Source organism: Mycobacterium sp. PS03-16 (assembly GCF_004570325.1).
In the GTDB taxonomy this organism is placed as follows: Bacteria; Actinomycetota; Actinomycetes; order Mycobacteriales; family Mycobacteriaceae; genus Mycobacterium.
On record NZ_SPQO01000025.1, the window covers coordinates 12,249 to 26,522 of the forward strand.

The window sequence follows — 14,274 nt, forward strand, 5'->3', positions numbered from 1 at the left end:
GGCCAACCGCCCCCCACGGGAACTACGCCAGTCTACCCGTTACTGCCGTCAGGACCGATTCTGTGACGGCGTTTCTGCATACCTGACCGCGCCGTGCACGGAATTTCTCGCTCCTCGGTGCGTCCAGACGCTTGAGCAGTCGGATCGCGGGCGCTGGGCGGCTCTCAGCCGTACGTGTCGCGGGGTCCGCGGCCCGCGATGTGGTACCGCCCCTTCCGCCACGACGGCGCCGTCGGGCCGACGATCTTCAGCGACGTCACCACTCCGTCGCCGACCGCGGCGGCGATTTTCGCGATCAGCTGGGGCTGCACCATCCGCAGCTGGGTGGCCCAGGCCGTCGACTCGGCCGACACCGTGAGCACCCCGTCGCGCAGCACCGTCGGTGTCGCGTGTTCGGCGATCTGCTCACCGACCACGGCCTGCCACTGGCCGAACACCGCGCCCTCGGCCACCCGCGGCGACCAGCCCCGGCTGCGGGCCAGATCCCGGGTGGCCGCGCCCAGCGGTTGCGGGTCCCGGGAATCCGGTCCCGGCCCCGACCAGGTGCGCCGCCGCGGCGGGCCGGCCACCCGCCGAGCCGGGGAGCTGCGGCCGCGGCCGACGTCCTTACCCTGGCTGCGCGCCGCACCCCTGGCCTCCTCGAGCGCGCGCCGCACCAGGTCCATGCCCTTGAGCCCCGCGAGGTGCTCGGGCGGGCCGAGGTCCGGTTCCTCGTCGACCGGTGCGCCGTCGTCGGCCGTCACGGCTCCACCACCGAAACCCGGCCGCCGTCGTCGTCGCGCATCCGGATCTGCACCCGTCGCGCGTCCCAGTCCGCCGGGATGTCCTCCGGGACCGCCGCGGTCACCAGCACCTGCTCGGCCGCGGCGGCGACGCCGGCCAGCGCCCGCCGCCGCGCGGTGTCGAGTTCGGCGAACACGTCGTCGAGCAGCAGCACCGGATCGCTGCCGTCGGCCCGCAGCAGCTCATAGGCCGCCAACCGCAACGCCAGCGCCATCGACCACGATTCCCCGTGGCTGGCATAGCCTTTCGCGGCCTGATCGCCGAGCCGCAACTCCAGATCGTCGCGGTGCGGGCCGACCAGGCACACCCCGCGCTCGAGTTCGGCGTCGCGCCTGCGGGCCATCGCATCCAGCAGCGCCGCCTCGTAGTACTCGACGCTGTCGTCGTCGGTGGCCTCCACGCTGGGCCGGTAGCGGATCGCCGCCGGCCGCGACGCCGGGGCGAGAAGCTGGTAGGCCTTCTCGACCTCCGGCGACAGATGATCCACCAGATCGTTGCGGGCGGCCATCAGCCGGGCGCCGTGGGCGGCCAGGTGTCCGTCCCATACGTCGAGGGTGTCGAGCACGCTGCGGTCCCCGCGGTAGCGCGCCGCCGAGGCGGTCTTGAGCAGCGCCGTGCGCTGACGCACCACCTTGTCGTAGTCGGCGCGCACCCCGGCGATGCTGGGCCGCCGCGTGGTGGCCAGATCGTCGAGGTAACGGCGGCGCTCCCCGGGGTCGCCGCGGACCAGCGCCAGATCCTCGGGCGCGAACAGCACGGCGCGCAGCACACCGAGCACCTCCCGCGGGCTGCGCACCGGCGAGCGGTTGAGCCGCGCCTTGTTCGCCTTGCCTGCGGTGATCTCGAGGTCGACCGCGAGTTCGCGACCGTCGTTGACCACGATCGTCGACACCACCGACCGGGCGGCGCCGTCGCGCACCAGCGGTGCGTCCGACCCTACCCGGTGCGAGCCGAGCGTCGCCGAATACCACAGGGCCTCAACGAGATTCGTCTTACCGAAACCATTGGGGCCGACGAAGACGGTCCGGCCCGGCGCCAGTTCGAGGTCCGCGCGGGCCCATGACCGGAAGTCGGTCAACGACAGATGCCGAACGAACAACTCACTCGCTCCTCGGGTGTGCGGTCGCCTACCCGGACTTGCTGATGCGCTGCACGGCGTGGCCGCCGAACTGGTTGCGCAACGCCGACACGGCCTTCATGGTGGGGGAGTCGTCCTGACGTGACAGGAACCGGGCGAACAGCGACGCCGCGATGCCCGGGACGGGCACCCGCAGCCGGATCGCCTCCTCGACGGTCCATCTACCCTCGCCGGAATCCTCTGTGTAACCGGAGATCTGGGCGAGGTCGGGGTCTTCGCGCAACGCCTTGGCGAGCAACTGTTGCAGCCAGGACCGCACCACCGTGCCGTTGGTCCACGCCTGGTACACCGCCTGCGGATCGCGGATCAGGTCCTCGGCGGCCAGCATCTCGTAGCCCTCGCCGTAGGCGGTCATCAATGCGTACTCCACGCCGTTGTGCACCATCTTGGCGAAATGCCCCGCACCGACCGGGCCGGCATGGACGAAGCCGTCCGCGCGGTCACCGGGTGGGCGCAGCGTGTCGAAGATCGGCATGACCCGCTCGATGTCGGCGTCGGCACCGCCGACCATCAGGCCGTAGCCTTCGCGCAGGCCCCAGACGCCACCGGACACGCCGGCGTCGATGAAACCGATTCCCCTCTCGCGCAACAGGTTTGCGTGCGGGATGTCTTCGGTGTAGCGGGAATTCCCGCCATCGATGACCAGATCGCCCGCACCGAGCACATCGGCCAGCGCGACGATCGTGTCGTGGGTGACCGGACCCGACGGCACCATCACCCACACGACGCGCGGCGACGGCAGGGCGTCGGCCAGCGCGGCAAGGGTCGGGACGTCGGTGACCTCCGGGCGCGGGTCGTAACCGACCACCTCGTGGCCGCCCTCCCGCAGCCGCTCACGCATGTTGAAACCCATCTTGCCCAGGCCGATCAAACCCAGTTGCATGTGCGCCCCTCTTCGTCGTGCGGTTCGGACCGGTCAGCCCGGGAGCCGCACCGGCATCAACAGATAGACGTAGTCGGTCTGCAGGGCCGGGAACGGCCCGGTCGCGCCGGCCACGGCGTCATCGTCGCTGGCCGGCCGTAACACCGCGGGTCTACTGGGCGTGGTGAAGCCGAACGTCACGCGTTCGGAATGCAACGAACCGAGGCCGTCGGTGAGGTACGTCGGGTTGAAGGCGATGGTGAGCGGGTCCCCGGAGAAGGACACCTGCAGGTCTTCCTCGGCGCGGCCCACGTCGTCGGCGCCGGCGGACAGCCGCAGCACATCGTCGGCGAACTCCATGCGCACCTGGGCGCCGCGGTCGGCGACCAGCGCCACCCGCTTGATGGCCTCGGTGAGTTCGGCGACCCCGATGGTCGCCATCGCGGTGTGCTCGGCGGGCAGCAGCTGGCGGAACTTCGGGAACTCGGCGTCCAGCAGTCGGGTGGTGCTGCGCTTTCCCTGACTGCGGATACCGAGCAGACCCTCTTTGCCGACCGAGGCGCCGGCGCCCAGCGCGAGCTGGACCTCGGTGCCGTCGGTACCGGCCTTCGCGGCCTCGGCCAGCGTCTTGGCCGGCACCAGCACCGCGGCCTCGACATCCGGGGTGCGGGTGGACCAGGTGAGTTCCCGCACGGCCAGCCGGAACCGGTCGGTGGCCGCCAAAACCACGCTGTCGCCGGTGATCTCGACGCGGATGCCGGTCAGCATCGGCAGCGTGTCGTCGCGGCCGGCGGCGACCGCCACCTGGCCGATGGCCTCGGCGAACAGGTCGGCGCCGATGACCCCGGTCTCGTCGGGCAGCGCGGGCAGGGCCGGGTAGTCCTCGACCGCCATGGTCGGCAGCGAGAACCTGGCGCTGCCGCAGGTCAGCGACACGCGGGTGCCTTCGACGCTGACGTCGACGGGTTTGGCGGGCAAGGCCTTGGTGATGTCGGACAACAGCCGCCCGGAGACCAGAACGCTTCCCGGAGAGGCGATTTCGGCCGAGACGCGCACCTCGGCCGAGACCTCGTAGTCGAATCCCGAGATGGTCAGACCGTCGTCGTCGCCGGTGAGCAGCACCCCGGCCAGCACGGGCACGGTCGGGCGGGTCGGCAGGTTGCGAGCCACCCAGGCCACCGCGTCGGCGAAGTCCTCACGCACCAGGCGGAACTTCAGGTCAGACAGACCCGCCGTCGTCGTCGCCACGTCCATAGCGTCCCTTCGAATAACACCACAATGAGCTCTACCAGCGTGTTTACCGGTGTCTCGGGACGCCTCGGCCAGACGCGTCTCGACGACCGTAACGGCTGTCGATGCTCCACCGTAGAGCTTTCCATCCGAACTTGAAAGCTAATCGATCGGGCCGACATCCGCGGTGCGACCGCGACCGCGGCCGGTGCCGAGCGCTGATTCCCCAACGCCTGTCTTCTGAGAGAAGAACTAGAGAGATATCGAAGTAACAGTATTAGGGACTGTGGAGACTGGGGATGATTACGCTGCGGCCCAGCGTGGCAGGCGTGTCGCGATGTGAGTCGGCTGTGGAGCGTCGGCCGCAGGCGGGGTGCGTTCTGTGGACGCCGGATGCGTTGTGTAACAAGACGGCTGTTGTTCACGCATCGGCCACCAGATCATCCACAGCGATATCCACAACGGGGGAGCGTGACCGGTGTGACAGCCGAGACCAGAGTTTTTCGGCCCGCGACGCTTTTTGACACGTGACAAAACCCCGGGGGAGCACCCCGGGGCGGTGAAATCGGCGAAAAGTCAGCGCTTGGAGCGCTGGCGGATGCGCGTGGTGAGTTCCTTGACGTGATCGAACACCTCACGTCGCTCGGCCATCTCCCCGCGGATCTTCTTCTCCGCGTACATGACCGTGGTGTGGTCGCGGCCGAACGCCTGCCCGATCTTGGGCAGCGACAGGTCGGTGAGCTCGCGGCACAGGTACATGGCGATCTGGCGGGACTGCGCGAGCGCGCGGGTCTTGCCGGGGCCACGCAACTCCTCGACCGTGGTCTCGAAGTACTCGGCGGTGGCCGCCATGATCGCCGCCGTCGAGATCTGCATGGTGCCGGCATCGGAGATCAGATCACGCAGCACGATCTCGGCGAGCGATTTGTCGATCGGTGTCTTGTTCAGCGAGGCGAACGCGGTCACCCGGATCAACGCACCCTCGAGCTCGCGGATATTGCGCTCGATGCTGCCGGCGATCAGCTCCAGGACGTCGTCGGGGACATCGAGACGGTCCATCTGCGCCTTCTTGCGCAGGATCGCGATGCGAGTCTCGAGTTCCGGCGGCTGGACGTCGGTGATCAGCCCCCACTCGAACCGGGTCCGCAGCCGGTCCTCCAGCGTGGCCAGCTGTTTGGGCGGCCGGTCGGAGGAGATGACGATCTGCTTGTTCGCGTTGTGCAGGGTGTTGAACGTGTGGAAGAACTCCTCCTGGATGCCTTCCTTGCCCTCGATGAACTGGATGTCATCGACCAGCAGCACGTCGATGTCGCGGTAACTGCGCTTGAACGACGCTTTGCGGTCGTCGCGCAGCGAGTTGATGAAGTCGTTGGTGAATTCCTCGGTCGAGACGTACTTCACCCGCATGCCGGGGAACAGCCGCTGGGCGTAGTTGCCCGCGGCGTGCAGCAGGTGTGTCTTCCCCAGCCCGGACTCACCCCAGATGAACAGCGGATTGTAGGCCCGGGCCGGCGCCTCGGCGATCGCCAGCGTGGCCGCATGGGCGAAGCGGTTGGACGCGCCGATGACGAAGGTGTCGAAGGTGTAGCGCCGGTTGAGGCTGACGGCGTCCGGGTCGTCGGCGGCCACGGGCTGCGGCGGCCGGCTGAAGTACCGCGGCCAACTCTCCTCCGCGCTGACCCGGGCCTCGGTGTCCTCGTCGACTTCGTCGTGATCGGCCGGGATCGGTGGCGGGGGCTCTTCCTCGTCGTCGACCGGGGTGGCGATGCGCACACCGAGTTCGACCCGCTGGCCGAGGTGGCGGCTGAGGGCGGTGATGATGGGCTCGCGCAGGTGGCGTTCGATCTCGTTCTGGACGAACGGGGTCGGCACCGAGAGCAGCGCAAACCCCTCGGTGATCACCAGCGGTTTGACCAGCTTCAACCAGGCCCTTTGCTGCGGGGTCAGGCTCGGCAGGGCGGGATCGCCGTTGCGGAGGCCGGCCGGGTCGCCGTTGAGCTCGGCGACGACGGTGTTCCAGACCGAAACGAAGGGTGGATCGGGGTCAGCTGTCAACGACGCATACCCCCTCGAGGCCAGTCCCAGAAGACGACCAATGGAACGACGACAATCTGTCCACAAAGTTATCCACAGTCTGTGGAGAGAAGACAGGTGTCGTCGCTTAAGTTGTCTACCGGCGGGGACGCTACGGGACGGGGCTCAGCACAGTCGGCGTGGGCTGTGGGCTCGCGGCCGCGGAGGCGTCCTCTTTTCGTTGTCGGTGGCCGTCCCAGTGCGAAACGGCATTGCCAGAAGCTAACAGTTTTCTCTCGGAGTGCCAACCGTTCCACAACATTCCCGGGCCTCTTCTTTGCACCCGCGAGAGATCGGTGAAGAATGTGACGGATGTCAACATCGGGGCCGGTCACCGGCGAGGTTTGACCCACGCAAATCTCGTCAGTACCCTCGAACAGTCGCCCGTACGAGGCGATACGGCTGCGATCCGACAACCGCGGAGTGCGCGCCGGCTAGCAAGATGCGAAAGCTTAACAACGGCGACCGCGTCCATCCACGTTCGACGCGCGGGTGGAACGAGGTTGCCACACGTAACGAGGAGAGATTGCCGTGGCCAAGGGCAAGCGGACGTTCCAGCCGAACAACCGGCGTCGCGCACGCGTTCACGGGTTCCGGCTGCGCATGCGGACCCGTGCCGGTCGCGCCATCGTGTCCAGCCGCCGTAGCAAGGGCCGTCGCTCTCTCACTGCGTGAGCCGGCGCGGGTTCTTGCGCCGTGCTTCCGGCTCGGTACCGGATGACCCGGTCGACGGAGTTCAGTAGCACCGTCAGTCGTGGGGTGCGCGCGGCGCAGCCCGACCTCGTCGTGCACCTGGCCCACATCGCCGCCGACCCGTCCGGTCCGCGGATCGGCCTGGTGGTCTCGAAGGCCGTCGGCAACGCCGTGGTCCGCCACCGGGTGTCGCGGCGCCTGCGGCATATCGCCTATCCGGTCCTCGATGACCTCGATCCCGGCCATCGCATGGTGATCCGCGCCCTGCCCGGCGCCGGCGAGGCATCCTCGGCGCGTCTGCACCGCCAGCTGTCCGAAGCGGTGCGTCGGGCGATGCCACGCGTCGGAGCTCGCGCGTGACCGCGATGCGCCGGATGGGCGGCGCGGTGGCCCGTGCGCTCATCTACGTCATCCAGCTGTACCGGCACATGGTGTCCCCGCTGCGCCCGGCGTCGTGCCGCTTCATGCCGACGTGCAGTCAGTACGCCGTGGATGCGCTCACCGAGTACGGCGTGGTCCGTGGGGCGTGGCTGTCGGTGGCCCGGTTGGCGAAATGCGGGCCGTGGCATCGGGGAGGATGGGACCCGATACCCGAGCGGCCGGACGTCACGGACGATCCCGACGGTCCGGCCGGAGACCCGCCCATAGATCTAGGCGATGCACCCTGCGCCGCCGACCCTGTCAGGAGCAACTCGCGTGTTTAACTGGTTCAGCCTCGACATCATCTACTATCCGGTGTCGGCGATCATGTGGGTCTGGTACAAGGCCTTCGCGTTCCTCCTGGGACCCACCAACTTCTTCGCCTGGGCGCTGTCGGTGATGTTCCTGGTCTTCACCCTGCGCGCGATCCTGTACAAGCCGTTCGTCCGGCAGATCCGCACCACGCGCCAGATGCAGGAGCTCCAGCCCCAGATCAAGGCGCTGCAGAAGAAGTACGGCAAGGACCGCCAGCGAATGGCGCTGGAGATGCAGAAGCTGCAGCGCGAGCACGGGTTCAACCCGATCCTCGGCTGTCTGCCGATGCTCGCGCAGATCCCGGTGTTCCTCGGGCTCTACCACGTGCTGATGTCCTTCAACCGGACGCAGACCGGCATCGGCCGGCTGGGGCTGTCGGTGGAGGAGAACCGCAGCCTGCCCAACTACCTGTTCAGCGCGACCGACGTCCAGCACTTCCTCGACGCCAACCTGTTCGGCGCGCCGCTGGGTGCCACGATGATTCAGCAGCACGGCCTGGATGCGTTCACCGAGTTCAACCGGCTGGCGGTGATCGCGGTCGGTGTGCCGATCATGATCCTGGCCGGGATCGCGACCCACTTCAACAGCCGGGCTTCGGTCGCGCGCCAGAGCGTGGAGGCCGCGGCCAATCCGCAGACCGCGATGATGAACAAGCTCGCGCTCTACGTCTTTCCCCTCGGCGTCGTGGTCGGCGGACCGTTCCTGCCGCTGGCCGTGATCATGTACTGGCTCGCCAACAACATCTGGACCTACGGCCAGCAGCACTACGTGTTCGGCAAGATCGAGAAGGAAGAAGAAGCCAAGAAGCTCGAGGCTCAGGAGCGCCGCTCGCACAATGCGCCGGCGCCGGGTGCCAAGCCGAAGCGAGCGGGGAAGGCAGCCGCGGGGGCGGACAACGGGGAGACGGCGGCGACCGCCGACGAGGCTCCGGGCGGAGCCGAGACCGATGCCGGAGCCGGCGCGACGAAGGCGGGCGGAGCATCGCCGGGCAAGACCGGCGGGGGACAGTCAACGGGCTCGAACGGCGCACGGCCGGCGGCCGGCAGAACGCCACGGCCCGGGGCCAAACCCAAGAAGCGCAAGCGTTGACCAGTCTGGGACTGGCGGAAGAGGGAGAGACACATATGACCGACGCTGAGACGACCGAGCGCAGCGAGGACATCGACGAGCGGTCCGAGGCGGCCGACGCGCCCCTGGAGGACGATCTGGAAGACCGTCTGGTGGCCGAGGGCGAGATCGCCGGTGACTACCTGGAGGAGCTGCTCGACCTGCTCGACTTCGACGGCGACATCGACCTGGACGTCGAGGGCGACCGCGCGGTGGTGAGCATCGACGGCGGCAACGACCTCAACAAGCTCGTCGGCCGCAAGGGCGAGGTGCTCGACGCGTTGCAGGAGCTGACCCGGTTGGCCGTCCACCAGAAGACGGGCGAGCGCAGCCGGCTGATGCTCGACATCGCGCGGTGGCGCCGGCGGCGGCGCGACGAACTGGCGGCCCTGGGCGACAAGGTGGCCCGCCGGGTGCTCGAGAGCGGCGAGCGCGAGGAACTCGCGCCGATGACGCCGTTCGAGCGCAAGATCGTCCACGATGCGGTCGCGGCCGTGTCGGGCGTGCACAGCGAGAGCGAGGGTGTGGAACCCGCTCGCCGTGTCGTCGTGCTGATCGACTGAGCGAGTTACACGGGTGTAGTTTCCGCGGCCGAGCGGGCGTGAGTGTGGAGGGTTGTTTCACGTGAAACACGAGGCGCCCGCCGCGGCGGCCGCGGTTTTCGGCGACCGACTTGCGCTCGCGCAGCAGTATGTCGATCTGCTCGCGACCGCCGGCGTCGAGCGCGGGCTCATCGGGCCGCGCGAGACGGAGCGGCTGTGGGACCGCCATGTCCTCAACAGCGCCGCACTCGGGGAATTGATGGTCGCGGGGGAGCGGGTCGCCGACATCGGGAGCGGTGCCGGGCTGCCTGGGATACCGTTGGCGTTGGCCCGGCCGGACGTCCACGTCACGCTGATCGAGCCGATGCTCCGGCGATCGGAGTTCCTCCGCGAGGTGGTGGCAGAACTGTCACTGGATGTCGCGGTGGTCCGCGGACGCGCCGAGGAGCGCGAGGTGGTGGGGGAGGTGGGCGAGCTGGACGCCGTGACGTCGCGGGCCGTCGCCTCGCTCGACAAGCTGGTGGGCTGGAGTATGCCGCTGTTGCGGCACGACGGACGGATGCTCGCGCTGAAGGGCGCTCGCGCCGAAGCCGAGATCGAGGAACACCGGCGTGTGCTCGCCCGGTCCGGCGCTGCCGATGTCAGGGTGATGAGGTGTGGCGCGGACTATTTGGATCCGCCGGTGACGGTCGTCGTCGCCCGGCGGGGGACCCCGGTGCGGAACGCGGGGAAGTCGGGTCGAACGGGCAGGAGATGAGCATGAGTCGAGGACCGGACACCGGCGGCGGCTCGTCGGCCGGTGGCTCCGCGGCGGCGAGCGTTTCACGTGAAACATGGCCCGCGTCGGCGGCGCCGGCGCCGGCGGCGCCCACAACGGACTGGCAGAACGACGCGGGGATCGACACCCCGATCGGTGCGGAGGCCGAGCGGGCCGTCCGGCTTCTGCACTCGGCCACGCAGGGTCAGCTGCCTCGCCCGGCGAAGCAGCGCGTGTTCACGATCGCCAATCAGAAGGGCGGCGTCGGCAAGACGACCACCGCGGTGAACATCGCGGCGGCGCTCGCGCTGCAGGGGCTGAAGGTCCTCGTGATCGACCTCGACCCCCAGGGCAACGCGAGCACCGCGCTCGGCATCGAGCATCGGCCGGGGACCGCCTCGTCCTACGAGGTGCTCATCGGGGAGATCCCGGTGCAGGAGGCGCTGCAGCGTAGCCCGCACAGCGAGCGGCTCTATTGCGTGCCCGCGACGATCGATCTGGCGGGTGCCGAGATCGAACTCGTCAGCATGGTGGCCCGGGAAGGGCGGCTGCGCACCGCGCTGGCCGAGCTGAAGCACTACGACTTCGACTACGTCTTCATCGATTGCCCGCCGTCACTGGGCCTGCTCACCATCAACGCTCTGGTCGCCGCGCCGGAGGTGCTCATCCCGATCCAGTGTGAGTACTACGCCCTCGAAGGTGTGGGCCAGCTGCTGCGCAACATCGAGATGGTCAAGGCGCACCTCAATCCGGAACTCACCGTGTCCACGGTGGTGCTGACGATGTATGACGGCCGGACCAAGCTCGCCGATCAGGTGGCGGTCGACGTCCGCGCGCACTTCGGAGACAAGGTGCTGCGCACCGTGATCCCACGCAGCGTGAAGGTCTCCGAGGCGCCGGGCTACGGCATGACGATCCTGGATTACGACCCCGGCTCGCGCGGCGCGATGAGCTACCTGGACGCCAGCCGTGAGCTGGCGCTGCGGGGATCGCCCCAGGAGGGCAACCAGGACGGCCCCCGCGACGGCGCCCGTCGCTGACCGAGTGCGTGTAGAGGAAAGAAGGACATGACGCAGCCCACCCGTAAGCGCAGCGGCCTCGGCCGCGGCCTCGCCTCACTCATCCCCACCGGCCCCGCCGAGGACGGTAAACCCGCCCTCGACGGACCGCGGATGGGGGCGGCGGCCGCCGACGTCGTGCTCGGCGGTGGCGCGTCCGCGCCCAGCCCGGCCCCGGCGCCGGCCGACGACGAGGTCGGCGCGGTGTACCGCGAGATCCCCCCGGGTGAGATCGAACCGAACCCCCGGCAGCCGCGTCAGGTGTTCGACGACGAGGCGCTGTCCGAACTGATCCACTCCATCAAGGAGTTCGGGCTCATGCAGCCGATCGTCGTCCGCGCGTTGCGCGCGGACGAGACCGGCGGAAGCGGTGTCCGCTACCAGTTGGTGATGGGGGAGCGGCGGTGGCGCGCCGCCCAGGAGGCGGGGCTCACCGCGATCCCGGCGATCGTGCGTGAGACCGCCGACGACAGCATGCTCCGCGATGCGCTGCTCGAGAACATCCACCGCGTCCAGCTCAACCCGCTGGAGGAGGCGGCCGCCTACCAACAGCTGCTCGACGAGTTCGGGGTCACCCACGATGAATTGGCGTCGCGGATCGGACGGTCGCGTCCGCTGATCACGAACATGATCCGATTGCTGCGGCTGCCGATCGCCGTGCAGCGCCGGGTGGCCGCGGGCGTACTCTCGGCCGGCCACGCGCGGGCGCTGCTCGCGCTCGAAGGCGGTCCGGAACGCCAGGAGGAGTTGGCCGCCCGGATCATCGCGGAGGGCCTGTCGGTGCGTGCCACCGAGGAGGCGGTCACGCTCGCCAACCGGGCCGAACCGGGTACGCCGTCGGCTCCGCGCCGCAAGCCGATCCACATGCCCGGCCTGCAGGACGTTGCTGAACAGCTGTCGACGGCATTCGACACCCGCGTCACGGTTAGCCTCGGCAAACGCAAGGGCAAGATCGTCGTGGAGTTCGGCTCCGTCGACGATCTGCAGCGCATTGTGGACCTGATGAACTCGACGAAGCCCTGACCAAGGACATGCGGGCATTCCGTCACTGTGACACCACCGCGGCCGGCCAGCCTTCCGCTCGTGCCTGAAGCCGGTAAAGCGCCTGTGCGGCAACGGCGTTCGCCCTGGGGCGACGCCGCGGCCGCCACGTCCGGCCGGCACGGGCACAACGCGGCGCGCTCTCCTATGCTGGAGACTGCGCTGCGTCGGTCGGCGGCGTACGAGAACCGGGGAGCCTAGTGTCGGCACGCATCACGCCCTTGCGACTCGAGGGATTCGAGCAGCTTCCCAAGCACGCACGGCGCTGCGTCTTCTGGGAGGTCGATCCGTCCACGCTCGGGCGGGACGACCACCTCACCGACCCCGAATTCGAGAAGGAAGCGTGGCTGTCGATGGTCATGCTCGAGTGGGGTTCATGTGGACAGGTGGCCGTGCAGTGCGCGGAGACCTCCGATGGGGAACCCTCGCTCGAACCGGCCGAGGACCCGTGCCTGGGATATGCGTTCTACGCCCCGCCCCGCGCCGTGCCGCGAGCCGGGCTGTTCCCCACCGGTCCGGTCAGCGCGGACGCCGTGCTTCTGACCACGGTGGGGGTGGAGCAGGGCGACGGCACCGCCGGGCTCGCCCACGATCTGCTCACCTCCGTGGTCGGCGACCTGGTGCGACGCGGGGTGCGCGCTCTGGAGGCGTTCGGCCGCACCGAGGCTGCCGACGAACTTCTCGACCCGCGAACGGTGCCCGACGATCTGACCGCGGTGGTCGAGGTGCTCGGCGACTGTTCGGTGCACCAGTGCATGGTGGACACCGACTTCCTCGAGCAGGTCGGATTCACCGTCGTGGCGCCGCATCGGTACTTCCCGCGGCTGCGCCTGGAACTCGAACAGGGCCTCGGCTGGAAGGCCGACGTGGAAGCCGCGCTCGAGCGCCTGCTGGAGTCCGCCCAGCTTCAGCAGCCGGTGGGGGCGGGCAGTGCCCGCTGTGTGTGATCGGGTGGCGGACTAGCCCGACGAGAGCCGGCCGGCCTGCTCCACGGACAACTCGTGGGCGAGCAGTTCGGCGAAGGTGAACGTACCGGTGGGCCGGTCGTTCTTGCCGAGCAGGTACAGCCGTTTGACGGCGGCGAGGATGCCCTCGGCGATCGCGTCCCGATTCTGACTGGACACCAACAGGTCCCGGTCGCCGGGGTTGGTCACGTAGCCGACATCGACCTGCACGGTGGGCATCCGGGTCAGCCGCAGCAGCGACCAGGTGCGGCCGTGGGTGCGGCAGTCCTGTAAGCCGGTGCGCGCCACCACTTCCCGCTGGATGAAGTCGGCGAGGTTGCGGCCGATGGTCGACACCGAACCGTGCGAGTTCCCGAAGTGGAACGAGGCGACGCCGTTGGCGGCGGGCGTGGGCGCAGTGGCGCAGCGCAGGCTGATCATCAGATCGGCGCCGACGGTGTTGGCGGTGGCGGCACGTTCGGCGTCCGACGGGCTACGGCTTGCCGACCGGGACAGGAACGTCTCCATGCCGATCGCGGTCATCCGGCCCTCGAGACGGCTGGCGAGGTCCCACAGGATGTCGGCCTCGCTGATCGGGCCGTCCGGGCCCGGCATGATCAGCCCGTGATCGCCGCCGCCGCGGCCCGGATCGATGATGACCCGCTTACCGGAGAGCCGGGGACCGGACCGGCGGACCAGCTCCTCCTCGCGAATGGCATGCGGCGATCCGCCGGTCACCCGGGAGCCGAGGAAGTACAGCGAGCGCAACGTCTCCGGACCGCAGATGCCGTCCGGGTACAGGCCGTACTCGCGCTGGTACGACGACAGGCCGTGATGGGTCTGCAGGCCGAAGTGCCCGTCGACCAGACCGGTGTAGAAACCGAGGTCCTGCAACCGGGCCTGCAGGGTCGCCACGTCGTCGCCGTACATCGGCGCGCCGAACTGGTGCATGAGGGTGCGGGCGCCCAGGCGGTAGGACGCCTCCTTGAGCGCGCGATAGGTGGCCTCGCCGACGATGCCGTCCACCAGCAGGCCGCGGTGCTGCTGAAACGCGCGCACCGCCTGGTCCAGATCGTCGTCGAACACGTCGACCGCGACGTGCCTACCGGTGGTCAGATCGTCGTCGGGACTCTCCAGCAGGCCGAGCGCCCCGAGCGCTGCCCGTATCTCGGTGACCGCTGCTCCGCGATCCCCGTGACGCAGACTCGACATTCTCGCCCCTTCGGCCGGCCCCCGGCTCCGACTGTCAGTACCCATGCCGCACCGACTTATGCCCCACGGCCCGGTAGGCATTGTCTCAGAACTTCACGG

The 14,274-nt window shown here is 69.1% G+C and carries 15 protein-coding genes; 9 read left to right on the forward strand and 6 right to left on the reverse strand.

Going from position 1 to position 14,274, the window contains the following annotated elements; translation table 11 throughout:
- Positions 1-164 precede the first annotated feature (164 nt).
- From E4P42_RS19305 to dnaA, 5 genes are all read right to left on the reverse strand, one after another.
- Positions 165-743 (reverse strand): DUF721 family protein, encoded by a 579-nt coding sequence (locus E4P42_RS19305; protein ID WP_135127685.1) that lies wholly within the window; start codon positions 741-743, stop codon positions 165-167.
- Positions 740-1,882, reverse strand: coding sequence for a DNA replication/repair protein RecF (recF, locus tag E4P42_RS19310; protein WP_135127686.1), 1,143 nt, complete (start codon positions 1,880-1,882; stop codon positions 740-742). Before recF ends, E4P42_RS19305 begins: the two co-directional genes overlap by 4 nt.
- Positions 1,883-1,910: 28 nt before the next feature.
- Positions 1,911-2,804, reverse strand: a complete 894-nt coding sequence (gnd, locus tag E4P42_RS19315; RefSeq protein WP_135127687.1) for a phosphogluconate dehydrogenase (NAD(+)-dependent, decarboxylating) — start codon at positions 2,802-2,804, stop codon at positions 1,911-1,913.
- Between the two features lie 33 nt (positions 2,805-2,837).
- Positions 2,838-4,037: a DNA polymerase III subunit beta gene (gene dnaN, locus E4P42_RS19320; RefSeq protein WP_135127688.1), complete on the reverse strand. Its 1,200-nt coding sequence runs from the start codon at positions 4,035-4,037 to the stop codon at positions 2,838-2,840.
- A gap of 552 nt (positions 4,038-4,589) precedes the next feature.
- Positions 4,590-6,068 carry a chromosomal replication initiator protein DnaA gene (gene dnaA / locus E4P42_RS19325; RefSeq protein ID WP_135127689.1) on the reverse strand — a complete coding sequence of 493 codons (1,479 nt, stop codon included), beginning with the start codon at positions 6,066-6,068 and terminating at the stop codon, positions 4,590-4,592.
- A gap of 549 nt (positions 6,069-6,617) precedes the next feature.
- Here dnaA and rpmH point away from each other — a divergent pair.
- The 9 genes from rpmH (at position 6,618) to E4P42_RS19370 (ending at position 12,966) form a co-directional block, all read left to right on the forward strand.
- On the forward strand, positions 6,618-6,761 hold the full coding sequence (gene rpmH / locus E4P42_RS19330; RefSeq protein ID WP_070355130.1) for a 50S ribosomal protein L34: 144 nt from the start codon (positions 6,618-6,620) through the stop codon (positions 6,759-6,761).
- Between the two features lie 21 nt (positions 6,762-6,782).
- The gene (gene rnpA, locus E4P42_RS19335) at positions 6,783-7,139 is read left to right on the forward strand and encodes a ribonuclease P protein component (RefSeq protein ID WP_135127690.1); all 357 of its coding nucleotides are present in this window, start codon (positions 6,783-6,785) and stop codon (positions 7,137-7,139) included.
- 5 nt (positions 7,140-7,144) lie between these two features.
- Positions 7,145-7,483: a membrane protein insertion efficiency factor YidD gene (yidD, locus tag E4P42_RS19340; RefSeq protein WP_209305822.1), complete on the forward strand. Its 339-nt coding sequence runs from the start codon at positions 7,145-7,147 to the stop codon at positions 7,481-7,483.
- Positions 7,437-8,603, forward strand: a complete 1,167-nt coding sequence (gene yidC / locus E4P42_RS19345; RefSeq protein ID WP_167759547.1) for a membrane protein insertase YidC — start codon at positions 7,437-7,439, stop codon at positions 8,601-8,603. The genes yidD and yidC overlap by 47 nt, the downstream gene beginning before the upstream one ends.
- Positions 8,604-8,638: 35 nt before the next feature.
- Positions 8,639-9,184 carry a R3H domain-containing nucleic acid-binding protein gene (locus E4P42_RS19350; RefSeq protein ID WP_135127693.1) on the forward strand — a complete coding sequence of 182 codons (546 nt, stop codon included), beginning with the start codon at positions 8,639-8,641 and terminating at the stop codon, positions 9,182-9,184.
- Between the two features lie 61 nt (positions 9,185-9,245).
- The gene (gene rsmG / locus E4P42_RS19355) at positions 9,246-9,920 is read left to right on the forward strand and encodes a 16S rRNA (guanine(527)-N(7))-methyltransferase RsmG (protein WP_245234122.1); all 675 of its coding nucleotides are present in this window, start codon (positions 9,246-9,248) and stop codon (positions 9,918-9,920) included.
- Between the two features lie 2 nt (positions 9,921-9,922).
- The gene (locus E4P42_RS19360; protein ID WP_135127695.1) at positions 9,923-10,960 is read left to right on the forward strand and encodes a ParA family protein; all 1,038 of its coding nucleotides are present in this window, start codon (positions 9,923-9,925) and stop codon (positions 10,958-10,960) included.
- Positions 10,961-10,987: 27 nt separating this feature from the next.
- Positions 10,988-12,001: a ParB/RepB/Spo0J family partition protein gene (locus E4P42_RS19365; protein WP_135127696.1), complete on the forward strand. Its 1,014-nt coding sequence runs from the start codon at positions 10,988-10,990 to the stop codon at positions 11,999-12,001.
- 218 nt (positions 12,002-12,219) lie between these two features.
- Positions 12,220-12,966 carry an acetyltransferase gene (locus tag E4P42_RS19370; protein ID WP_135127697.1) on the forward strand — a complete coding sequence of 249 codons (747 nt, stop codon included), beginning with the start codon at positions 12,220-12,222 and terminating at the stop codon, positions 12,964-12,966.
- 12 nt (positions 12,967-12,978) lie between these two features.
- Here E4P42_RS19370 and E4P42_RS19375 read toward each other — a convergent pair whose 3' ends face one another.
- Entirely contained in the window at positions 12,979-14,175 is a 1,197-nt protein-coding gene (locus tag E4P42_RS19375; protein ID WP_135127698.1) for an N-acetylmuramoyl-L-alanine amidase, read from the reverse strand.
- Between the last annotated feature and the right edge of the window lie 99 nt (positions 14,176-14,274).